Raw genomic sequence first — 20,882 nt, forward strand, 5'->3', positions numbered from 1 at the left:
TGGATCAGCCCTTTACTCCGGTGAGGGTGACGCCTTCGACGAAGGCCTTCTGTGCGAAGAAGAAGATGACGATGACCGGAGCCATGACCAGGAGCGTCGCCGCCATGGTCATGTTCCAGTTCACCATGTGGGCGCTCTTGAAGGATTCAAGGCCGTAGCTGAGGGTCCAGGCGCCCGGGTCCTGGGCCGCGTAGATCTGCGGGCCGAAGTAGTCGTTCCAGCAGTAGAAGAACTGGAACAGCGCGATCGCCGCGATGCCGGGCTTGGCCATCGGCACGACGATCGTGAGGAGGGTCCTGAACTCGCCGCAGCCGTCGACGCGCGCCGACTCGATGTACTCCTTGGGGATGGTCAGGAGGAACTGGCGGAGCAGGAAGATCGAGTACGCGTCGCCGAACGCCATCGGGATGATCAGCGGCCACAGCGAGCCCGAGAGGTGGAACTGCTGCGCCCACACCAGGTACATCGGGATCACGATGACCTGCGGCGGCAGCATCATCGTGGAGATGACGAGCAGCATCGCGGTGCGTCGGCCCCGGAAGCGGAACTTGGCGAGCGCGTATGCGACCGGGATCGCCGAGCACACCGTGAAGAGGGTGCCGAGCCCCGCGTACATCAGGGAGTTGCGCCACCAGATGAGGAAGCCGTCGGTCTGGAAGACGGTCCTGTAGTTCTCCCAGTGCCAGGAGGAGGGCCACAGATCGCCGCTCATCGCCTGCGAGTCGCTCATCACGGAGGTCAGGAAGACGAACACGAAGGGGAGGACGAACAGGAGTGCCACGGCGATGGCGACGCTGTGCACGGCGATCCAGTGCAGGATCCGCTTGCGGCGGGCGCGGGCGGCCTCCGGGCCGCGCGGCTTGACGGGTGTCGCTACGGCCTGCGCGGCGGGGGCGCCGAGTGTCGTGGATGTCATGGTGTGATCAGTCCTCCGCCGAGAGCAGCCCGGAGCGCTTGCGCATGAGCAGCATCGTCACGGCCATGGCGATGGCGAAGAGCACGAGCGAGAGCACGCACGCCGCACCGGTGTTGAAGTTCTGGAAGCCCATCGAGTAGACGAGCTGGGGCACGGTGAGGGTCGAGTGGTCCGGATAGCCGGGCTGGATCACCGTGCCGGGGCCGATGGAGACACCGGAGGCGATCTTTCCGGCGACCAGGGCCTGGGTGTAGTACTGCATGGTCTGTACGACGCCGGTGACCACCGCGAACATCACGATCGGGGTGATCGAGGGCCAGGTGACGTACCGGAACTTCGCCCAGGCGCCCGCGCCGTCGAGGTCGGCCGCCTCGTACTGCTCCTTCGGTACGTCGAGCAGCGCGGCCATGAAGATCACCATCAGGTCGCCGATGCCCCACAGGGACAGCATCACCAGGGACGGTTTCGCCCAGGTCGGGTCGTTGAACCAGGTGGGAGCGGAGATGCCGATCCTGCCGAGGATCTCGTTGACCGGGCCGGAGCCGGGGTTCAGCAGGAACACGAAGGCGACCGTGGCCGCCACCGGCGGGGCGAGGTAGGGCAGGTAGAAGGCGGTGCGGAAGAGACCGACGCCGCTCTTCAGCTTCGTCACGAGCAGCCCGAGCGAGAGCCCGAAGACCACCCGCAGCGCCACCATCACCACGACCAGCCACAGCGTGTTCCACAGGGCGGGGCCGAACAGCGGCATCTGCTCGAACACGTACCGCCAGTTCTTCAGGCCCACGAACGTGGGCTCCTTGATCTGGTTGTAGTGCATGAACGAGAAGTAGACGGTGGCGATCAGCGGGTAGAGGAAGAAGGCGCTGAAGCCGATCAGCCAGGGGGAGAGGAAGCCGAGCACGCGCAGTCTGCGGCGCGCGGGATTGGAGAGTGACAGGGCCATGGCGGGGCTCCTCAGTTCTCTGCCTGGAGGTTGTCGGCGTCGATCTGGTCGTCTAGTTTCTTCAGCTCCTTGCGCAGGTTCTTCTTGCCGCCCGCTTCGACGGAGTACGAGAAGTCCTGCAGCGAGACCACGTACGCGCCGCCGTTGGTGGAGGGCGGGAGCGCCTGGCTGTGCTCGTTCTCCAGGATCTTGAAGAAGGTGCGGAAGCGCGGGTCGGCGTCCAGGCGGGGTGACTTGAGGGCCTCGAAGGTGGACGGCACGTTGTGGATGTCGTTGGCGAAGTCCACGACCTGATCGGTGTTCGCCGTCAGGAACCTGACCAGCTCCCAGGAGGCGTTCTGGCGCTTGCTGCTGTGCGCGATGCCGAGGACGGTGCCGGTGATGAAGCCGCGCCCGTACGTGTCGGCCTGGTCGTCGGGTACCGGCAGCGGCGCCACGCCCCAGTCGAACTTCGCCTTCGCGTCGTCCAGCATCAGGCCGCGCCACTCGCCGTCGAGGTGCATCGCCAGCTTGCCGGTGAGGAAGCCGTTCTGTCCTGACATCTCGTCACCGAAGGTGGAGCGGAACTTCTCCAGGTCGGCGTAGCCGCCCTGGGCCTCGATCAGCTCGTTGGTGGTCTTGAAGTAGTCGTACGTCTTGGGCTCGTCGGCCAGGCGGGACTTGCCGTCGGCGTCGAAGTACCGGGGGCCCCACTGGGCGAAGAGGCGGTCGGGGCTGTTCTGGTAGAGCCGGAAGTTGGGCATGAAGCCGACGCGCTCGTACGAGTCCTTGCCGCTGCGCACGGTCAGCTTCTTCGCGGCGGCCTTGAACTCCGACATGGTGCGCGGCGGGCGCTCGATGCCCGCCTCCTTGAAGGCGTCCTTGTTGTAGTACATGCCGAACGCGTCGGCGAGGAACGGCAGGGCGCACTGGTTGCCCCCGTAGCTCGTGTAGTCAAGGAGCGTCTTGGGGAACGTCTTCTTCTTGTCGAGGCCGGTCTTCTTCATGAAGGGGTCGAGGTCGACCCACATGCCGGAGTCGCAGTACTGGCCGACGTTGTTCGTGGTGAACGAGGACACCACGTCGGGAGCCTCGCCGCCGCCCGCCCGAAGGGCCTGGTTGATCGTTTCGTCGGTGACGTTCCCGGTCGCCTTCACATCGATGTTCGGGTGCAGCTTCTCGAACCGCTCGATGCTCGCGTTGATCGCCTCGACCTCGCTGGGCGCGGCCCAGCCGTGCCAGAACTTGAGCGTCACCGGCTTGGTCGGATCGTCGTCGGCACTGCCGGTGCTCGGGTTGGCGCAGCCGGACAGGAGCAGTCCGGCGGCGGCCAGCACGACCGGCACGCGGGTGCGTGGGCGCCATCGCGGCATGGCGGACTTCCTTTGCGGGGAGGGGGCGTATCCGGGGTGTGACCAGGGGCAATTGCAGGGGATGTTGCTGCGGGGACGGGGAGTGCTCAGGCCGTGTCGAAGAGCGTGTCGCGGGCCTGGGTGAGGGCGGTGCGCAGCGCGCCGGTGAGGATCGGGTCGCCGTCGAGCTCGCTGATGCGCAGGAGCGGGCGCGGCAGGGCGAGCCCTGTCATCTCCTCCTTGACGCACAGGCGCAGTTGCTCGCCGCCCGCCTGGGCCACCTGGCCGGACAGGACGACGAGTTCGGGGTCGACGACCGCAACGACGGCGGCGAGGCCGGTGGCGATGTGCCGGGCCACCTCGGCGCGCACGGCGGGGTCGGCGAGCGCGTCCGTGAGTGGCTTGCCGCCCGCGCGCTCGCGGACCACGGCGCCGGCGACGAGGCTCTCGAAGCCGCCCCGGTACGAGCCGGGGGCCCCGTCCGGGGCACCGCGCAGCAGGGGGGCTCCGGGCACCGGCATGTAGCCGATCTCGCCCGCGCCGCCGGTCGCGCCGCGCAGCAGCACGCCACCCAGCACGATCGCCGCGCCCACGCCCTCGTCCAGCCAGGCGAGCACGAAGTCGTCGTTGTCCTGGGCGGCGCCCTCGTACTGCTCGGCGATGGCGGCGAGGTTCACGTCGTTCTCGATGGTCACCGGCGTGCCGAGGACTTCCGCGAGTTCGGCGCGCAGGGTGCGGGAGTGCCAGCCGGGCAGGTGCGGGGCGTAGCGGAGCTGGCCCGTGTGCGGGTCGATGGCGCCGGGGGTCCCGATCACCGTGGCCCGCAGGTCGTCGTGGCCGAGCCCCCCGGCCTCGGCGAGGGCGCCGTCCACGGCCTCCACGACCAACTGGGCGGTGCGGTTGCGTACGTCCTCGGCCACCGCTTCCGCCTCGATGCGGAACCGGCCCACCTCGCGTCCGGTGATGTCGGCGACCAGGGCGGTGAGGCCGAAGGGGTCCGCGGATAGCGCTGCCACGTGGCCGACGGAGGGGTCGATCTCGTACAGGACCGCGTTGGGTCCGGGCCTGCCGCTCTGCCTGCCGGTGGTGCGGACGAGGCCCCCCGCCTCCAGGCGGCTCAGCAACTGCGAGGTCGTCGGCTTGGACAGCCCCGTCAGCTCGCCGATGCGGGTTCGGGTCAGGGGACCGTGGGCGGCGAGGAGGTCGAGCGCGGCGCGGTCGTTCATGGCGCGCAGCACCCGGGGGGTTCCCGGGGTTCCCTGCGTTCCCGGCACGCCGGGGGACCCGCTGGACGGGGTGGCTCCTGCCATCGTTGTCGACACCTGCCCTTCGCCTGCCCGCCTCCCTCACATCACTGTTAGGAAGGCTTCCTATTGGATGCGAGGAACGTAAGTCCCCGTGCAGGGCGCGTCAAGGGAGGGCGCCTTGGCGGCAACCAAGTCGTTACCTGGGGGTGCCTCAGCGCAGGGAGGCCGTGAAGCGCGCCCAGGCGGCCGGGGCCAGGCGGAGTATCCCGGGGTCGGGGGCCGGGTCCTTGGAGTCACGTATCGCGACGGTTCCGGGAATGTTGACGGCCACTTCAACGCATTCGCCGTTCAACTGGCTGTGGCTGGACTTCGCGAACTTGAACTCGGGCACAGGTCACAGCTCCTTGCGCAGGCTGTCGATGAGTTCAACGGAAGCACGGGGGGCCAAACTGAGTCGAGCCGTGCGGTCGAAGAGCGTGCTGTACTTCGCGCTCTCGGCTTCGTTCTCCACCCAAGCCGAGCCCAGCACCCTGTCGGTCTGCACCACGTCCAGAGCGTCGGCCTCCGCGAAGGAGATGATGCTGAAGGGGCCTGCGATGCAGGGATGTCCACCGGCCGCGAACGGAAGGATCTGGAGGCGTACGTTCGGCAGCTCCGACACTTCAAGCATGCGCTCCAATTGCGCACGCATGACGCCGGGGCCACCGACTTGCTGGCGCAGTGCCGCCTCCCAGACGACCGCGTAGACCTGGAGGGGGTGTTCGCCTAGCAATCGCCTCTGGCGCTTCTGCTTCACCTGCACCAAGGGCTCGATCTCCTCGGGGTCCGTCCAGCTTCCCTCGGTCACGCTGAGGGCACGTGTGTACGCGGGCGTTTGGAAGAGCCCTGGGACCAGTGAGGACTGCCAATTGCGGATGCGGCTCGCCACGTCCTCCATGGCGATGTACTCGGCCAGGGACCCACTGCCCGGCGTGTTCTGCCACCACCCCTTGGCCTTGCGGCGCTCGCGGTCCAGCTTGGCCAACTCCAGTAGCCGGGTGACGGACTTGGGGTCCTCCAGGCCGTAGAACTCGCACAGCACCCGGATGTCCGGATCGCGCATGGGGACCCAGCCCTGCTCCATCTTCACGATCTTCGAGTTGGTCGCACTGATGGTCTGCGCGGCCTGCTGCTGGGTCTTCCCGGCGGCGTCGCGCAGGCGCAGCAGCTCGCCACCGAGCTTGCGTCCCAGCACAGTTGACGCCCTGTTGCCCGCATTTGATGATCGGTTCACGGCGTCAGTGTGGTCCTGGCGGCGGTGTCCGGTCGACCGCGTTCACTCGTTGGGGACAATTGTCTCCGTGCGACTTGTGCTCGTCGTAGCCAGCTCACTACGTTCGGTACGCAACCGCCCGTCCGGCGGAGCCAGTTGGTGGGGTCCCCGGCCCCGCCCGCACAAGGAGGCGTGCGTCCATGGCCGAGCAAACCCCCACGCCAGCCCCACCCGGACCGGTGCTCCGGGAGGACCGGCTCGACTACATCCCCCAGGCGGGCAGCGTCTCCCTGGCCCGGCACAGAACGGCCCGCCTCGTCGGCGAGTGGGGCCACCCCGCCCTGGCGGACGACGCCGCACTCATCACCTCCGAGCTGATGACCAACGCCCTGCTGCACGGCAGCCTCCGGGACCGCCTGATCCGCGTACGGATCACCCTCACGGAGGGCGCCCTCCGCATCGAGGTCACCGACCCGCGCGGCGAACGCCTCCCGGAGCCCCGCACGGCCGCCACCACGGACCAGTTCGGCCGAGGCCTCCTCCTGGTGGCCACCCTGGCCGACCGCTGGGGCTGCGAGCCGAGGAGCGTGGGCAAGACGGTGTACGCGGAGCTGAGGTGGTGAACACGGGCGGACCAGCGCGCGCAGGCGCGCCACAGATGCCGGTGGGCACATTCGAGGCCATCGCGCTGCACGCCGCTCGGGTCATGGAGGGAGCACGCGTCGAGTTGCTACGGGGACGACTCGGAGCCAAGGCCGTGCCATACGGGGACCGGGGGCGCGTCCTCCAATGGTTGACGCGCGTGTGCGTGCGGCGCAGGCCGGAGCTGTGGCTCGACACCCAGCAGGGGCTGGTGATCGAGTCCCGCCGGGAAGGCCGCGCCCGGCCCGACGGCATCCTCGCGCCGAGCGATGCCTTCGCAGGCGCGGGCACATGGGCCGACCCCACCCCCGTCCTCATGGTCGTAGAGGTCACCTCGTACGACTCCGACACCGATCACCGCGACCGGGTCGAGAAACCCCGCGCGTACGCCGAGACGGGTATCCCGGTCTATCTGCTCGTCGACCGCGACAGTTGCGAGATCAAGGTGCACAGTCAGCCGGACGGTGTTCGCTACGAGCAGGTGCGGACGCTGCCGTTCGGCAAGGAGGTCATCCTGCCCGACCCGGTCGGCATCACCCTCGACACGGAGCCGCTCAAGGACTGGACTCGCTGAACGGTACCGGCGTGCGCGCTGGGGCCGGGCCCCTACTTCGACAGGTTCGGCGGCGGAGGTATGGGGGAGGCCGCCAGGGACTGGGGGGAGGTGGCTGAGGCGTAGGCGGAGGGGGCCGCCATGCCCGCCGTGGGGTCGGGGGCGGCGGTCACGCCGCCGTCCAGGGCGATGGGGAGGCCGCCCACGAGGCGGATGCCCTCCGCGTCGAAGGCCCGCTTGATGCGCCAGCGCAGCTCGCGTTCGATGCCGAGGGACTTGCCCGGCATGGTCTTCGCGACGACCCGGACCACCATCTGGTCGAGCAGGACGCTGTCCAGGCCGAGCACCTCGACCGGGCCCCAGAGCTGCTCGTTCCACGGCTCGTCCTTGCCGAGGCGTTCGCCGACCTCGGCAAGGACCCTCTTGACCTTGTCGAGGTCCTCGTCCGAGCGGACCGTCACGTCCACACCCGCCGTGGACCAGCCCTGGGAGAGGTTGCCGATGCGCTTGACCTCGCCGTTGCGGACGTACCAGATCTCACCGTCGTCGCCGCGCAGCTTGGTCACGCGCAGGCCCACCTCGATGACCTCGCCGGAAGCCACCCCGGCGTCGATGGAGTCACCCACCCCGTACTGGTCCTCCAGGATCATGAAGACGCCGGAGAGGAAGTCCGTGACCAGGTTGCGGGCGCCGAAGCCGATGGCGACGCCCGCCACTCCGGCGGAGGCGAGCAGCGGGGCCAGGTTGATCTGGAACGTGCCCAGGATCATCAGCGCGGCCGTGCCGAGGATCAGGAACGACGCCACCGAACGCAGCACGGAACCGATGGCCTGGGAGCGCTGCCTGCGTCGCTCCACGTTGACGAGGAGCCCGCCAAGCGCGGTGCCGTCCACGGCCTGCGCCGTACGGTTCATGCGGTCGATGAACTTGGTGATGGCACGCCGCACCAGGATCCGCAGCGTCATCGCGATCACGACGATGAGCAGGATGCGGAGGCCGGTGGCGAGCCACGTGGACCAGTTCTGTTCCACCCAGCTCGCCGCGTTCGTGGCGCTCTCCTGGGCATCGTCGAGCGTCACGGGTTTGCGCGTCTGTGAAGGTGACGGTGACGGTGTCGGGCCCGGGTCCGTTCCGGCAGCCGACAGGACGGACAGGAACACGGCTGGTACCTCCAGGCATAGCGACCTGCCCAGTAGATGCCCCGGGCAGACCCACCACACTAACGGGGCATTGTGTGGGGATCGTTGTCATGTTCGAAGGAGGCACGGTGTTCACCTGCGCGGAAACGTCCCGCCGATCGAGGTGTGGTCGAAAACACTTCAGGGCCGTTACCAGCACATGCTGGCGTTCCGACCAGGCATGAGGGGAGACTGGCTCCAGATCGTCCCGGCGCGAGCCACGCGCCGCCGGCGTTATAGGAGGCATCCGTGCCGCATGTCCTGGTCCTGAACGCGTCGTACGAGCCCCTCGGCGTCGTACCGCTCCGCCGCGCGCTCGTCCTCGTCCTCGAGAACAAGGCACTCTGCCTCGAGGAGTCCGGCGCCTTCATGCACAGCGCGACCTGCACCATCCCCGCACCCAGCGTGGTCCGGCTCAAGCGCTTCGTGCGGGTTCCCTACCGGGGACCCGTGCCACTGACCCGCCGTGCCCTGTTCGCCCGCGACGGCGGCCGGTGCATGTACTGCGGTGGCGTCGCAACCAGCGTCGATCACGTCATCCCGCGCAGCCGCGGCGGCCAGCACGTCTGGGACAACGTGGTGGCGTCGTGCCGCCGCTGCAACCACGTCAAGGCCGACCGGCACCTCCTGGAGCTCGGCTGGCGCCTGCGCCACAAGCCCGCCCCACCCACGGGCCTCGCCTGGCGCATCATCGGCACGGGGCATAGGGATCCGCGCTGGCTGCCGTACTTGCAGCCCTTCGGCGCGGACGACGCGATGGCCCGGATCGACGGCATTTCCGCCTAGAAACGATCCGGGCTTTGTTGTACGCGGTGCGCTGTCGTACGCGGTGCGTCGTTGTACGCGGGGCTTCGTCTCGTACGCGGTGCCGGAGGCGGCCTCAGTCCTCCGCCACCGCGTAGGCCTCCACCGACCACAGCGAGTACCCGAACCGGGTCGCCCGCCGCTCGCCCTGGACCCGCACGAAGCGGGTGCCCGGCGCGTCCATCCGTACGGACTCACGGCCGCCCCTGCCGTCACGGACGACGGCCGCGGTGCGCCACGTCCTGCCGTCCGCCGAGGTCTGGACCCGGTACCTGGCCGCGTACGCGTCCTGCCAGCGCAGCACCACCCGGCCGAGGCGCACCGGGCCCGGCAGCTCCGCCTGCCACCAGGCGCCGTCGTCGGCGGGCGAGGACCAGCGGGTCGTGGCGTCGCCGTCACGGGCCGCCGCCGCGGGGAAGTCCTTCGTCTCGTCGCCCGACGACGTCGCCTTCGCGCCGCGCACCAGATCCGGGCCGCCGGTGCGCGGACGGGCCCGCACCGTGAGCCTCCGCGTCGTCCCGCTCTCCGCGCCCCTGCGGCCCGCACCGAACCGGACGGTGATCCGGTACGACCCCGCGCGCGTGCCCGCCGGGACGGTCACCTCCAGCGGTACGGCCACGTCGATGCCACGGGGCAGGGTCACCGCCCGCGGGGCGCGCACCCTTACCCCCGCGGGCGCCTCGACGCTCAGCTCGCCCCGTACCTCGCCGGGGCGGCGCGACCACAGCTTCGCCGTGACCCGCTCGGGGCCGCCGCCGATGTCCGCGTCCACCGCCGCGCGGTCCAGGCCGAACCGGGCGGCGGGCTCGTCGGCGAACCACGGCACGACGTGCCGGACCCCGCCGTCCGCCGCGACCACCCGGACGGCGTCGGCACGCACATCGCCCTCCGGCCCGAGGGACGTCTCCGTGAACCCGGAGGCGGACAGGGGCGCGAGACGGCGCCAGCCCGCGCCGGGCTCGTGCGCCTCCAGGGCGCCCCGGGTGCCGGGGTCGGACAGAGCGGTCACGGCGGCCAGCGGCCGGGCACCCCGCCACCGCGCGACCAGGCCCTCGCCCCGCACGTCGTGGCGCCGCCCCTTCGAGCTGTCGCCCTGGCCGCGCGTGTCGTCACCGTGGCCGCGCGCGCCGCCGTCCTCACCGCGCGCGCCGCCGTCCTCACCGCGCACGCTGCCGTCCTCACCGTGCGGGCCGCCGGAACGGCCGTGCGCGTCACCGTCCTCGCCGCGCGTGCCGCCCCCCGACGTCGCGTGCTCCCCGTCGAGACCCGCCCACTTCTCGTACGCCGATTCCGCGCGCTCCAGGAACGGGTCGAGGACGCCCTCGCCGACCGTCACGCGGCCGGGCCTCAGCTCGGCGCGCAGCGTGCGCAGGGTGCGGGCCGCGTGCCAGGCGGCCGGTCCTTCGCCCCGCGCGGCCGCGTCCAGCATGTCGACGGCCGCGCCGCCCGCCCTGCCGTACCGCGCGAGGCGCTCCGTCCAGGGCCGCACCTCGTCCGCGAGGTCACCGAGCCCGTCCACCGTGCTGCCGGCCAGCGTCCCCGGCGTGTCCCGCAGCACGCGGAAGGCGTCCCGCAGGGCGTGCGCGGCGTCGGCGGCACGGCGGGGGTCGGTCCTCGCGCGGGACCGCCAGAACTCCCGCAGGAGCGGGCGCAGATACGCCGACTCCTCGGCGCCGAGCACGGAGGACGCGGCGTTGCCCGCGAGGGCCGCGAGCGCGGCGCGGGCCTCGGCGTCGCCACCCGCCAGCTCGTCGAGCGCCGCGCCCCAGGACTCCTGGGGCCGGTATCCGCGGGGGTTCCAGGCGAAGTCGGCGGCCGTGAACAGCGGGATGCGGGACGCCGCGGGCTGCTCCATCGCCTGGGCGAGGAGCGCGGCGGACCCCTGGGCGACCGCGGGCTCCCTGCCCCTGTACGGGCCGAGGAAGATCCGGTCGGGCGCGAAGTCGTTCACGGGGTAGTTGTCCATCGTGACCAGCGGATGCTCCCCGTACGCCGAACGCGCGACCGCGAGTTCGCGTCCGGTGATCGTCTTCGGTACGACCCCGACCCCCGTCCACGCCGACTCGACGGCGGGGTCGAGCGCGGCGGCCAGGGCCGCCCGGTAGTCCGTCGCCCCGTCCTGGAAGAACTCGGTGGGCATCAGGGACAGCGGCCGCGCCCCCGGGTGGCGCGCGGCGAGGTGCCGGGCGACGGCGTTCGCGACCCGCGCCTGGGCCCGGGCGGCGGCGCGTGGACCCGTACCGAAGGCGTCCGCGTCCCGCCCGCAGTGCCACTCGCTGTAGCTCACGTCCTGGAACTGCAACTGGAACGCCCGCACGCCGAGCGCCCACATCGCGTCGACCTTCCGCGTCAGGTCCCTGACGTCCTCGTCCGACGCCAGACACATGGCCTGGCCGGGGGCGACGGCCCAGGCGAGCGTCACGTGGTTGCGGGCCGCACGCTCGGCGAGCGCGCGGAACGCGGCGCGCTGCGCGGCCGGGTAGGGCTCGCGCCAGCGTGCCTGCCGGTACGGGTCGTCGCCCGGCGCGTACAGATAGCGGTTCTGCTTCGTGCGCCCCATGAAGTCGAGCTGCGCGAGGCGCTGCCGGTGCGTCCACGGGGTGCCGTAGAACCCCTCCGTCAGGCCGCGCACCGCCGTCGCCGGCCAGTCGCGGACGCGTACGCCCGGGATCGTGCGGGCCCCGGGGTCGGCGAGCTGCCGCAGCGTCTGCGCGGCGTGGAACAGGCCGTCCGGGCCGACGCCGTCGAGCGCCACGGTGTCGCGGCCGCCGACCGGGCCCACGGCCAGGCGGTAGCCGCCCGCGGGGAGATCCGCGCGCGGGCGCTCCCCGAGGGCGCGCAACGCCGCGTCGGCGCCCCCCTCCCCGCCTTCGCTGCTGCGTCCGCCGCTGCCGCTGCCGCTTCCGACGCGGACCACCAGGTGACTGCCCGCGGGGAGCGGGGCGGCCGCGGGGACCTCGGTGATCCGGCGGGCCCCGGCGCCGTGGAGCAGGGCGCGCAGGGCTTCGACGGCGTGCCGGTCGGAGCCGCCCTCGGTGACGAGGACGACGGTGTCGCCGACGGTGACGGTGTTCCCCGGCCCTGTGGACTCCTGGGACCGCGGCCGTGGCCAGACCCGGGGGGCCACCCCCGGCCGCTGGTCGTCCGGTGACGTCGCGGGGGCGCCGCCGCCCGGCGGGACCGGCGCGGCGACGGCGCCCGGCGCGGTGCCGAGCGCGCCCGCGATGACGGTGAGCGCGACGGCGGCCGCGCCCTTCCTGCGCCGGAGCTGCACGGGCTCTCCTTGTCACGTGGGGGACGATCACGTGGAGTGGTGCGTGGTGACGTGGGCCATGGCCACGTGGACGGGTGGGTGAGGGACCCGCCGCCGTCACCGTGGGCGCCTCCCGTGTCACGCACAGCTCCGAAAGCCCACCACCCCCATGGGGAACGTGTCAATGCGCGGACGCGCGCCGTCCGGCACTCTGGCCCTTGACCGAGTTTGTGACCAGCGCCACGTTCCCGGACCGTATACGGATGCGCCCCACCGCAGTGGGTAGGGCTCCCGCACCGGCATCCGCGACCAAGGAGCAACCCCATGCCCGCCTCCGCGAATCTCCTCCTCTCCGCCCTGTCCAAACAGGTCTCGCACCCCGACTCCGGCTTCGAGGGATCCTGCTCCTGCGGCTGCCTGGAGCTGCCCCTCACCAGCGAGCCGCCGCTCGCCGACGCCGCCCCCCTCACCAGCGAGCCGTCCCTGATGGACGCCGCCCCCCTGACCAGCGAGCCCACCTCCATGGGCACGGCCGCGGGCCTGGACCCCATGGGGGTCTAGATGACCCTTGCCAGGCTGGCCGCCCTGTACGGCGTGGCCACCTCCTACTCCCCGTCCCCGGACCGCACGGTCCAGGCATCCGAGGCCGCGGTCGTGGCGGTCCTCGCCGCGCTCGACGTCGACGCGAGCACCCCCCAGGCGGTACGGGACGCGGTGGCGGCCCGTGAACGGGCGCTGCGGGAGCGGTTGTTGCCCCCGACCGTGGTCCTGTGGGCCGACGAGAACCCCACGCCTGAAGGCGCGGGCCCGGCGCCCGGAGGCGCGAATGCCGCGCCCGGAGGTGCGAATGCCGCGCCCGGAGGTGCGAATGCCGCGCCCGGAGGTGCGAATGCCGCGCCCCGAGGCACGGACGCCGTACCCGGAGGCACGGACGCCGTACCCGGAGGTGCGAATGCCGCGCCCGGAGGTGCGAATGCCGCGCCCGGAGGCACGGACCCCGACCCCGCCCCCCAGGCCACCCTCACCTCTCTGGCCGCCCTCGACGCCCTCACCACTCTCCCCCCTGGCACCCGTGTCACCGTCGAGACAGAGACGGGGGACCTCGTCGAGGTCGTCACGCCCGCGCCCGCACAACCGCCCCCGGCCCTCGACCCGCCCCCGGCCGCCGCCCTGCCCCTGGGAATCCACCGCCTCCGCGCCGTCGCCCCCGACGGCGCCACCGGCGAGGCCCATCTGATCGTCGCCCCGCGCCGGGCGCCCGTGCCGCCGCCGCGCACGTACGGGTTCCTCGTACAGCTCTACTCCCTCCTGAGCCACCACTCCTGGGGCATGGGCGACCTCGGTGACCTCGCGGAACTCGCCTCGTGGTCGGGGCGGGCCCTCGGGGCGGGCTTCGTCCAGGTGAACCCGTTGCACTCGGCCGTGCCCAAGCCCCCCGGCGGCGCCGGTGACCCCTCCCCGTACCGCCCCTCCTCCCGTCGCTTCCCGGACCCCGTGCACCTGCGCGTCACGGACGTACCGGAGTTCGGCAGGCTGCGGGGCGAGGCCCGCGAACGTGCGGGCCTGTGCCTGGACCGGGCCGCGGCGCTGCGCAGGGCCGTCCTGCGCGAGGGCGGTCTCATCGACCGGGACGCGGTGTGGGAGCTCAAGTCGGCCGCCCTGGAACTGATCCGCGACGTGCCGCTCGGGCCGGGCAGGTCCGCGGGCTACAGCGACTTCCTCGCCGAGCGCGGCGAGGCCCTTGAGGACCACGCCACCTGGTGCGCGCTCGCCGAGCGGTACGGCCCCGACTGGCACACCTGGCCCGCGCCCCTGCGGGACCCGGCGTCCCCCGAGACCGCCCGCGCCCGTAGGGAGGCGATGGACCGCGTCGACTTCCACGGGCGCCTCGCCTGGCTCACCGACGAGCAGCTCGCCGCCGCCCAGCGGGCCGCGCACGACGCGGGGATGAGCATCGGCCTCATCCACGACCTGGCCGTCGGCGTGCATCCGGACGGCGCCGACGCCTGGGCCCAGCAGCGGTACTTCGCCGCGGGCATGTCCGCGGGCGCGCCCCCGGACGCCTTCAACGAACTCGGGCAGGACTGGGGGCTTCCGCCGTGGCGCCCGGACCGGCTCGCCGCGTCCGGCTACGCCCCGTTCCGCGAACTGCTGCGCGCCACGCTGCGGCACGCGGGCGCCGTGCGCATCGACCACGTCATGGGCCTCTTCCGGCTCTGGTGGGTGCCGGAGGGACGCACCCCCGTGGAGGGCACCTACGTACGCTACGACGCCGAGGCCATGCTGGCCGTCCTCGTCCTGGAGGCGCACCGCGCGGGTGCCCTCGTCATCGGCGAGGACCTCGGCACCGTCGAGCCCGGCGTGCGGGAGGCGCTGCGCGAGCGCGGGGTGCTCGGCACGTCCGTGCTGTGGTTCGAGCGCGACTGGGAGGGCTCGGGCCTGCCGCTGCCGCCCGCGCGGTGGCGCGCCGACTGCCTGGCCACGGCGACCACCCACGACCTGCCGTCCACGGCCGCCCGCATGACCGGCGACCATGTGCGCCTGCGCCACGACCTCGGCCTGCTGACCCGGCCGCAGGCCGCCGAACGCGCCGAGGCCGCCGCCGACGTGCACACATGGCTCGCGCTGCTCTCCCGGCTCGGGATGCTGCCGGGCGGCGCCGGTGACGAGGAGGACGCGGTCCGGGCCGTGCACCGGTTCCTGCTCGCGACGCCCGCCCGCATGGTCGGGATCTGGCTGCCGGACACCGTCGGCGACCGCCGCCCGCAGAACCTGCCGGGCACCTGGGACCAGTACCCCAACTGGCGGCTGCCCGTCGCCGACGCCACCGGACGCCCCGTCACCCTGGAGGATCTCGCCGCCGCGCCGCGCCTGCACGCCCTCATGGAGGTGTTCCACCCGCACCCGGGCCCCGGGGCCCGTACGGACTGAGACGCCCCGTACGGCACCCCGGGCGCGCGGCCCGCGGAGCGGTTCGCTACGTTGGCACCGTGGACAAGAAGAACGCCCTGCGCGCCGGTGCCCTGGCTGCCGGTACGACGCTGATGATGCTGCTCATGACGTCCCCTGCGTCCGCGTCGCTCCACCGCGACGACGGTGACGACCCGGGCTCCGGCCTGAGCGTGATGGAGACGCTCGGCCTGTACGTCGCCGCGCCGATCGTGCTGTTCCTCGTGATCGCCGGTCTGGTCATGGTGGGCGACAAGTCCCGCAAGCAGCAGAAGCAGGGCTGACGACGCCGGTCCGGTTCTTCCGGTCTCCGGCTTCTTCGGCTCCTTCCGTTCGCCGCTTTTCGTTTTCGCCGAGGGCGCTCCCCGGCCGTACGCACGCAGGTGACTGCGTGCGCGGCCGAGGGGCGCCCTCGGCGTGTTCTCAGGCCCCGTCCCCGGGGCGGGTGCCCGCGAGCAGTTTCCGCAGCAGAGCGGCCAGTTGCGCCGTCTCCGCCGCGTCGAGGCCCGCGGCCTTGAGCGCGGCGCGCTGCTCGTCGAGGCCCGCCGCCACCGCCCGTTCGACCAGGGCCAGGCCCTCCTCGGTCAGCGTCACCTGAAGCGCCCGCCGGTCGTGCGGGTCGGGGGAGCGGCGGAGCAGCCCGGCCCGCTCCAGCTTGTCGAGCCGCCCGGTCATACCGCCCGTGGTCAGCATCAGCGTGGAGGACAGCCGACGCGGTGAGAGCGTGTACGGCTCCCCGGAGCGGCGCAGCGTCGCGAGCACGTCGAACTCCCCGCGGGTGGTGCCGAGACGGCGGTACGCCTTCTCGACGCGGTCACCCATCGCCTGCGTGACGCGGTAGACGCGGCCGAAGACTTCCATGGGGGTGGTCTCCAGGTCCGGCCGGACGGCGGCCCACTGGCCGATGATCGCGTCGACGGCGTCGGACGTGGCGGCCGTGTTCCCCGCGCCCTCTGGGTCCCCTGCTTCCCCTGTGCCCCTTGCGTCCCTGGCTCCCTCTGTATCCATGGGGAAAGTATCCGACGTGTTTCACATGCTTACAAGTAAGTGGTTTGACAGTAAGTTGCTTAGAGCTAAGCTACTTACCGCCAAGCCACCCGCTGTCCGCCGCGTCATCCCGGCGGGCGCCTGCCCTGGAGTCGTACGTCATGAAGCGCGCCACCGCGATCCTGCTCACCGCCTACGCCCCCCTGACCTGGGGTTCCACCTACGCGGTCACGACCGAGTTCCTGCCCGCGGACCGGCCCCTGTTCACGGGCCTGATGCGGGCCCTGCCCGCCGGGCTGCTGCTGCTCCTGCTCGCCAGACGACTGCCGCGGGGGGAGTGGTGGTGGAAGTCCCTTGTCCTCGGGGCGCTGAACATCGGCGCCTTCTTCCCGCTGCTCTTCCTCTCCGCCTACCGACTGCCCGGCGGCATGGCGGCCGTCGTCGGCTCCGTCGGGCCGCTCTTCGTCGCCGGGCTCTCGGCGCTGCTCCTCGCCGACCGCCCGAGCCCGCGCACCCTGCTCACCGGCGCCGCGGCGGCGCTCGGCGTCAGCCTCGTCGTCCTCAAGGCGGCCGGGGCGCTCGACGCGGTCGGCCTGCTCGCGGCGGTCGGTTCGACGGCGTCGATGTCGACCGGAACCGTGCTCACCAAGCGGTGGGGCCGCCCGGACGGCGTGGGCCCGCTGGCGCTCACCGCCTGGCAGTTGACGGCGGGCGGCCTGCTCATCGCCCCGGTGGCCCTCCTTGTCGAGGGCGCGCCACCCGCCCTCGACGGCCGGAACATCGCGGGCTACGTCTATCTGTCCCTGGCTGGTACGGCGGTCGCGTACTGGCTGTGGTTCCGCGGCATCGGCAGCCTCAGCGCGACCCAGGCCAGCCTGCTCGGCCCGCTCTCCCCGCTGACGGCGGCGGTCATCGGCTGGGCGGCGCTCGGCCAGGCGCTGACGGCGGTGCAAGTGGGCGGGATGGCCTTGGCGTTCGCGGCCACGGTGTTCGGCCAACTGCGCCCGGCACGGCCTGCCACCGACCCCAAAACGTTCAGCTCAGCTTCAAAGACCGACCGAAAAGATTCGATGGACCTGGAAGGTGAGGCGGTGCGACGGTAGTCCCGCAGAGATCTTCGAGCCCCTGGCGCAGACAGGGGGAGAGGCAAGGGGTAGCAGTGACGACCGTCCTGGACCGTAGGAGCGCGAGCACGGACACCGCGTCGACGACGAAGACGCGGGCAGGGAAGGGGGGCGTGCGGGCGAACGGGCTGGGGCTCGGTCTCGCGCTCGCCGCGCTCGCCACCGTCGTCTGGTCGGGGAGCTTCGTCACCTCCCGTGCCCTCGCCGACAGCGTCCCGCCCGTCCAGCACGCGTTCTGGCGCTGGCTCGTCGCGATCGCGGCCGTCGCACCCTTCGCCGCTCGTCGGACCTGGCGCCAACGCGCCCTGCTCCGGCGGCATCTGCGCTTCCTGCTCGCCGCGTCCCTGCTCGGCGTCACCGTCTACAACACCCTCGTCAACCAGGCCGGGGTGACGACCACCGCGGGCAACATGGGCATGATCATGGCCGCCTCGCCGGTCCTGATGGCGGTGTACGAGCGCATCGGCGGAGCCCGCCTCGGAGCGCGGCGCGTCGCGGGCATGCTCGTCGCCTGCGTCGGGGTGCTGCTCCTGGTCAGCGGCGGCTCCCTCGCCATGGACCTGGCGGTCGGCGACCTCTGGGTGATCGGCGGCGCCGTCGCCTTCGGCTCCTACAGCGCCTTGCTGCGCCGCAAGCCCGCGGAGATCTCCGGCCTTCCCTTCCTCTTCGCCACCTTCGTCCTCGGCGCCCTGATGCTGCTGCCGGTGTTCGTGGTCAGCCTGGCCGTCCAGGGCGGCTTCGAACCGACGGCGGCGACGGTCTCGCCTCTCCTCTACGTGGGTGTGGTGTCGTCGGCGGTGGCCTTCTTCGCCTGGAACCGGGCGATCTCCCTCATCGGCGCGGCCCGCGCGGGCGTCGTCTACTACCTCCAGCCGGTGTGCGTGGCCCTGCTGTCCTTCGCGCTACTCGGCGAGGGCATGGGGTGGCTTCAGGTGGTGTGCATGGGCCTGATCCTGGGCGGGGTGGTGCTGGGTTCGGCGGCGCGCAAGTGAGCGCCACCTGCGGGTACGTTGACGCCCTGACCGAGCGGGGCACGGGATGCCTGGATGGCGTACGGGATGCCTGAATGGTGCACGGGACGACCGAGTGGACACGAGATGACTGAATGGCGCACGGGATGACCGAGTGGGACATCAAGAAGCTGCACATCCTGCGCACCCTGGACGAGCGCGGGACCGTCACCGCGACGGCGCGCGCCCTGCTCATGACCCCCTCGGCCGTGTCCCAGCAACTGTCCAACCTCGCCAAGCAGGTGGGTGTGGAACTCCTGGAGGCGCACGGGCGCCGGGTGCGGCTCACCGGCGCAGCCCGGCTCCTGCTCGGGCACGCCGACGCCGTCTTCGCCCAACTGGAGCGGGCGGACGCGGAGTTGGCGGCCTACGTGCAGGGGGAGGCCGGGGAGGTACGGGTGGGGGCGTTCTCCACGGCGGTGCCGGCCCTGGTGGTGCCCGCGGTACGGGCCCTGCGGGTCGCGCACCCAGGGGTGCGGGTACGGGTGCGGGAGGCCGAGGCGGGTGAGGCGTACGAGTTGCTGGCCGCGGGGGAGGTCGACCTGGCCCTTTCGCTGGCGGCGCAGGCTCCGGGGGAGGCGGGGGGCCGGGGGCGGGACGGGCGGTTCACGCGGGTGACGCTGTTCGCCGACCCGCTGGACGTCGCGCTGCCCGCGGGGCATTCGCTCGCCCGCGCCCCCGGGCTCGGTCTCGCCGACCTGGCCGGGGAGGCGTGGATCTTCGGGGGGTCCGGGCCCTGGTCGGAGATCACGCTGGCCGCGTGCGAGGCGGCGGGCTTCGTGCCCGAGGCGGCTCACAGTGCATCTGGGTGGGGGGCGATCCTGGCGATGGTGGCGGCGGGGATGGGGGTGGCTCTCGTGCCCCGTATGGCGGTTTCTGGCCGGGGGGCCGTTGGGCAGGGGGGCGTGGTGATGCGCGACCTCGGGGCCGCGCGTCCCCGCCGCCATGTGATCGCCGCGACGCGCCGGGGCGCCGAGGCCGCCCCGGCGCTTTCCCATGTACTGACCGCACTCCGCGAAGTCCCCCCGACCCACACCTGACGCCCCCGAGGCGGAGGGGGGCCGCGAACCGCGGCATGCGGCGGTGATCAGTCCTTGGACGGTGGTCTTCCTGGGCTGGGCGGCTCGTACACTGACGAGAATGGAGGACCACACGGCCACCGGGATCGGTGCACGTCCGGCGCCCCTCCTGCGGCAGTACGTCGACTCGTATGTCGGCTTCGACCTCCGCGGGCTCCCGACGGGGGTGCACTGCGGTCCGCCGAGCCGCGCGCTCACTGCGGTGATCAGCCTGTCAGATCCTTTGGAGGTGGCGGCGGGCGTTGACGACGGGTCACCGGTCACCCGATTCGGCAGCGTGGCCGGCGGTCTGATGTGCCGGTCCGTCGCGATTCACCACGACGGACGCCAGCAAGGTGTTCAGGTGTCCCTGACACCGCTCGGGGCCCGGGCCATCTACGGCATGCCCGCCGCCGAGCTCGCCCACCGACTGGTCCCGCTTGACGAGCTTCTCGGAGCGCTTGCCGTCGAGCTGGTCGACCGGCTCCGATCGGCGACAACATGGGCGGCGCGGTTCACCGCGCTGGACGAATTGCTCCTCCGAGCTGTCGGCCGTGGCGCCTGCGGCGACCAGGTGCGCTGGGTGCGCCCCGAGGTAGCCGAGGCGTGGCGCCGCCTCGTCGCCGCGCGGGGTTGCGTCCAGGTTGGCGTGGTCGCCGCGGAACTCGGCTGGAGCCGGCGGTACCTCACCGAGCGGTTTCGCGGTGAGGTGGGCCTGTCGCCGAAGACCTTCGCCCGGGTCTTGCGCTTCGAGCACGCGCACGAACTGGCGGCGGCGCGGGACCCGCTCCCGTGGGGCGATGTGGCAGCCGTCTCCGGCTACGCCGACCAGGCCCATCTCGTTCGGGACTGGCGCGAGTTCACGGGCCGATCGCCGACGGCCTGGCGTCGCGGCGAAGTCCTCCTCGGAGCCGGGTAGCCGCCAACCGGCTGCCCGTCGCGTCGGCTTCTCTTCCCTTTTCTTCAAGACCGCCCGAGCGCTGTCGTGGACGATCGCCGGCATGAGACTCGTCAACCACGAACGCAACGCAATGAACCTGCGGACCACCCCCGTGCACCTCGGACTGGGATCGAGAGCGAAACCCGTCGAGGGCTTCACCTGGGACCCGGAGGTGCTCAAGGCCTACAGCGCCGCGGTCGCGGCGGACGGCGCCGAGGGCCGGATGGTGATGATCTTCGACGGCGACGGGCTCGGTGACCATTGGGAGAGCCACCCCGCAGGCGACGAACTGGTCGTTTGCCTCAGCGGGTCCGTGACGGTCACCCGCGACGTGGACGGGGTGCCCGACCGCGTTCTGCTCGGGCCGGGCGAGGCCACCGTCAACCCGGCCGGGGTATGGCACGCGGTCGACATGGAGGGGCCGACGTCCATCCTGGCCATCACTGCGACCCTCGGCACCGACCACCGTCCTCGGACCAACACCCGCCCGACCGACCCCGTCGGCACGCCCAGCCCGGAGAAAGCACCATAACGACACGCACAGCGTGCCCACCCGCGCCCCCGCACACGGACGGCGTGCCCCACTCGCCCCCCCGGCATACGGACGGCGTGCCCACCCGTCCCCCGCACACGGACGGCGTGCCCCACTCGCCCCCCCGGCATACGGACGGCGTGCCCACCCGTCCCCCGCACAC

The 20,882-nt window shown here is 72.2% G+C and carries 20 protein-coding genes; 11 read left to right on the top strand and 9 right to left on the bottom strand.

What is annotated here, in order from left to right; translation table 11 throughout:
• Positions 1–4 precede the first annotated feature (4 nt).
• The 6 genes from IG78_RS0116020 to IG78_RS0116045 form a co-directional block, all read right to left on the bottom strand.
• Positions 5–916 (bottom strand): carbohydrate ABC transporter permease, encoded by a 912-nt coding sequence (locus IG78_RS0116020; RefSeq protein WP_030563566.1) that lies wholly within the window; start codon positions 914–916, stop codon positions 5–7.
• A 7-nt stretch (positions 917–923) separates the two neighbouring features.
• Positions 924–1,859, bottom strand: a complete 936-nt coding sequence (locus IG78_RS0116025; protein ID WP_030563569.1) for a carbohydrate ABC transporter permease — start codon at positions 1,857–1,859, stop codon at positions 924–926.
• Between the two features lie 11 nt (positions 1,860–1,870).
• Positions 1,871–3,211, bottom strand: coding sequence for an ABC transporter substrate-binding protein (locus IG78_RS0116030; protein ID WP_030563571.1), 1,341 nt, complete (start codon positions 3,209–3,211; stop codon positions 1,871–1,873).
• An 86-nt stretch (positions 3,212–3,297) separates the two neighbouring features.
• A complete protein-coding gene (locus IG78_RS0116035) occupies positions 3,298–4,500 on the bottom strand; it encodes an ROK family transcriptional regulator (RefSeq protein ID WP_037685273.1) in 1,203 nt (400 codons plus the stop codon).
• A 148-nt stretch (positions 4,501–4,648) separates the two neighbouring features.
• Positions 4,649–4,828: a DUF397 domain-containing protein gene (locus tag IG78_RS0116040; RefSeq protein WP_030563575.1), complete on the bottom strand. Its 180-nt coding sequence runs from the start codon at positions 4,826–4,828 to the stop codon at positions 4,649–4,651.
• Positions 4,829–4,831: 3 nt separating this feature from the next.
• Positions 4,832–5,668 (bottom strand): helix-turn-helix domain-containing protein, encoded by an 837-nt coding sequence (locus tag IG78_RS0116045; RefSeq protein WP_199813244.1) that lies wholly within the window; start codon positions 5,666–5,668, stop codon positions 4,832–4,834.
• A 221-nt stretch (positions 5,669–5,889) separates the two neighbouring features.
• On the opposite strand from IG78_RS0116045, the gene IG78_RS0116050 reads away from it, so the two are divergent.
• The gene (locus IG78_RS0116050; RefSeq protein ID WP_030563579.1) at positions 5,890–6,312 is read left to right on the top strand and encodes an ATP-binding protein; all 423 of its coding nucleotides are present in this window, start codon (positions 5,890–5,892) and stop codon (positions 6,310–6,312) included.
• Between the two features lie 35 nt (positions 6,313–6,347).
• Complete coding sequence (locus IG78_RS0116055) at positions 6,348–6,905, top strand: Uma2 family endonuclease (RefSeq protein WP_030563581.1); 558 nt, start codon at positions 6,348–6,350, stop codon at positions 6,903–6,905.
• Between the two features lie 32 nt (positions 6,906–6,937).
• Here IG78_RS0116055 and IG78_RS0116060 read toward each other — a convergent pair whose 3' ends face one another.
• Positions 6,938–8,044: a mechanosensitive ion channel family protein gene (locus IG78_RS0116060; RefSeq protein ID WP_030563583.1), complete on the bottom strand. Its 1,107-nt coding sequence runs from the start codon at positions 8,042–8,044 to the stop codon at positions 6,938–6,940.
• A 267-nt stretch (positions 8,045–8,311) separates the two neighbouring features.
• Between IG78_RS0116060 and IG78_RS0116065 the strand changes: the two genes are divergently transcribed.
• On the top strand, positions 8,312–8,848 hold the full coding sequence (locus IG78_RS0116065; RefSeq protein ID WP_030563585.1) for an HNH endonuclease: 537 nt from the start codon (positions 8,312–8,314) through the stop codon (positions 8,846–8,848).
• Between the two features lie 94 nt (positions 8,849–8,942).
• Here the strand turns inward: IG78_RS0116065 and IG78_RS0116070 are convergent, their stop codons facing one another.
• The gene (locus IG78_RS0116070; protein WP_030563586.1) at positions 8,943–12,140 is read right to left on the bottom strand and encodes a glycoside hydrolase family 84 protein; all 3,198 of its coding nucleotides are present in this window, start codon (positions 12,138–12,140) and stop codon (positions 8,943–8,945) included.
• 303 nt (positions 12,141–12,443) lie between these two features.
• On the opposite strand from IG78_RS0116070, the gene IG78_RS0116075 reads away from it, so the two are divergent.
• Genes IG78_RS0116075 through IG78_RS0116085 form a run of 3 tightly spaced genes read left to right on the top strand, consistent with a single transcriptional unit; the run spans position 12,444 to position 15,352 of the window.
• Positions 12,444–12,680: a hypothetical protein gene (locus IG78_RS0116075; protein ID WP_030563589.1), complete on the top strand. Its 237-nt coding sequence runs from the start codon at positions 12,444–12,446 to the stop codon at positions 12,678–12,680.
• Positions 12,681–15,050, top strand: coding sequence for a 4-alpha-glucanotransferase (malQ, locus tag IG78_RS0116080; protein WP_037685275.1), 2,370 nt, complete (start codon positions 12,681–12,683; stop codon positions 15,048–15,050). It begins immediately after the preceding gene.
• Positions 15,051–15,109: 59 nt separating this feature from the next.
• Positions 15,110–15,352 (top strand): hypothetical protein, encoded by a 243-nt coding sequence (locus tag IG78_RS0116085; protein ID WP_030563592.1) that lies wholly within the window; start codon positions 15,110–15,112, stop codon positions 15,350–15,352.
• A gap of 139 nt (positions 15,353–15,491) precedes the next feature.
• On the opposite strand, the gene IG78_RS0116090 is transcribed toward IG78_RS0116085, so the two are convergent.
• On the bottom strand, positions 15,492–16,076 hold the full coding sequence (locus IG78_RS0116090; protein ID WP_078964963.1) for a MarR family winged helix-turn-helix transcriptional regulator: 585 nt from the start codon (positions 16,074–16,076) through the stop codon (positions 15,492–15,494).
• A 140-nt stretch (positions 16,077–16,216) separates the two neighbouring features.
• On the opposite strand from IG78_RS0116090, the gene IG78_RS0116095 reads away from it, so the two are divergent.
• The 5 genes from IG78_RS0116095 to IG78_RS0116115 all read left to right on the top strand — a co-directional run bounded on the left by IG78_RS0116095 (position 16,217) and on the right by IG78_RS0116115 (position 20,719).
• The gene (locus IG78_RS0116095) at positions 16,217–17,158 is read left to right on the top strand and encodes an EamA family transporter (RefSeq protein WP_030563595.1); all 942 of its coding nucleotides are present in this window, start codon (positions 16,217–16,219) and stop codon (positions 17,156–17,158) included.
• Positions 17,159–17,292: 134 nt separating this feature from the next.
• Positions 17,293–18,171, top strand: coding sequence for a DMT family transporter (locus IG78_RS0116100; protein ID WP_037685276.1), 879 nt, complete (start codon positions 17,293–17,295; stop codon positions 18,169–18,171).
• A 125-nt stretch (positions 18,172–18,296) separates the two neighbouring features.
• Positions 18,297–19,229 carry a LysR family transcriptional regulator gene (locus IG78_RS0116105; RefSeq protein ID WP_030563599.1) on the top strand — a complete coding sequence of 311 codons (933 nt, stop codon included), beginning with the start codon at positions 18,297–18,299 and terminating at the stop codon, positions 19,227–19,229.
• Between the two features lie 100 nt (positions 19,230–19,329).
• Entirely contained in the window at positions 19,330–20,166 is an 837-nt protein-coding gene (locus tag IG78_RS0116110) for a helix-turn-helix domain-containing protein (RefSeq protein WP_030563601.1), read from the top strand.
• 82 nt (positions 20,167–20,248) lie between these two features.
• Entirely contained in the window at positions 20,249–20,719 is a 471-nt protein-coding gene (locus IG78_RS0116115) for a cupin domain-containing protein (protein WP_030563603.1), read from the top strand.
• Positions 20,720–20,882 lie beyond the last annotated feature (163 nt).

The sequence above is a fragment of the Streptomyces aureocirculatus genome (assembly GCF_000720475.1).
GTDB lineage: Bacteria > Actinomycetota > Actinomycetes > Streptomycetales > Streptomycetaceae > Streptomyces > Streptomyces aureocirculatus.

What these genes read in the sequence shown, in the direction of transcription:
- IG78_RS0116020 (WP_030563566.1), bottom strand. Translation starts at nt 916, where the DNA reads ATGACATCCACGACACTCGGCGCCCCCGCCGCGCAGGCCGTAGCGACA.
- IG78_RS0116025 (WP_030563569.1), bottom strand. Translation starts at nt 1,859, where the DNA reads ATGGCCCTGTCACTCTCCAATCCCGCGCGCCGCAGACTGCGCGTGCTC.
- IG78_RS0116030 (WP_030563571.1), bottom strand. Translation starts at nt 3,211, where the DNA reads ATGCCGCGATGGCGCCCACGCACCCGCGTGCCGGTCGTGCTGGCCGCC.
- IG78_RS0116035 (WP_037685273.1), bottom strand. Translation starts at nt 4,500, where the DNA reads ATGGCAGGAGCCACCCCGTCCAGCGGGTCCCCCGGCGTGCCGGGAACG.
- IG78_RS0116050 (WP_030563579.1), top strand. Translation starts at nt 5,890, where the DNA reads ATGGCCGAGCAAACCCCCACGCCAGCCCCACCCGGACCGGTGCTCCGG.
- IG78_RS0116055 (WP_030563581.1), top strand. Translation starts at nt 6,348, where the DNA reads ATGCCGGTGGGCACATTCGAGGCCATCGCGCTGCACGCCGCTCGGGTC.
- IG78_RS0116075 (WP_030563589.1), top strand. Translation starts at nt 12,444, where the DNA reads ATGCCCGCCTCCGCGAATCTCCTCCTCTCCGCCCTGTCCAAACAGGTC.
- malQ (WP_037685275.1), top strand. Translation starts at nt 12,681, where the DNA reads ATGACCCTTGCCAGGCTGGCCGCCCTGTACGGCGTGGCCACCTCCTAC.
- IG78_RS0116090 (WP_078964963.1), bottom strand. Translation starts at nt 16,076, where the DNA reads ATGGATACAGAGGGAGCCAGGGACGCAAGGGGCACAGGGGAAGCAGGG.
- IG78_RS0116095 (WP_030563595.1), top strand. Translation starts at nt 16,217, where the DNA reads ATGAAGCGCGCCACCGCGATCCTGCTCACCGCCTACGCCCCCCTGACC.
- IG78_RS0116105 (WP_030563599.1), top strand. Translation starts at nt 18,297, where the DNA reads ATGACCGAGTGGGACATCAAGAAGCTGCACATCCTGCGCACCCTGGAC.
- IG78_RS0116110 (WP_030563601.1), top strand. Translation starts at nt 19,330, where the DNA reads ATGGAGGACCACACGGCCACCGGGATCGGTGCACGTCCGGCGCCCCTC.
- IG78_RS0116115 (WP_030563603.1), top strand. Translation starts at nt 20,249, where the DNA reads ATGAGACTCGTCAACCACGAACGCAACGCAATGAACCTGCGGACCACC.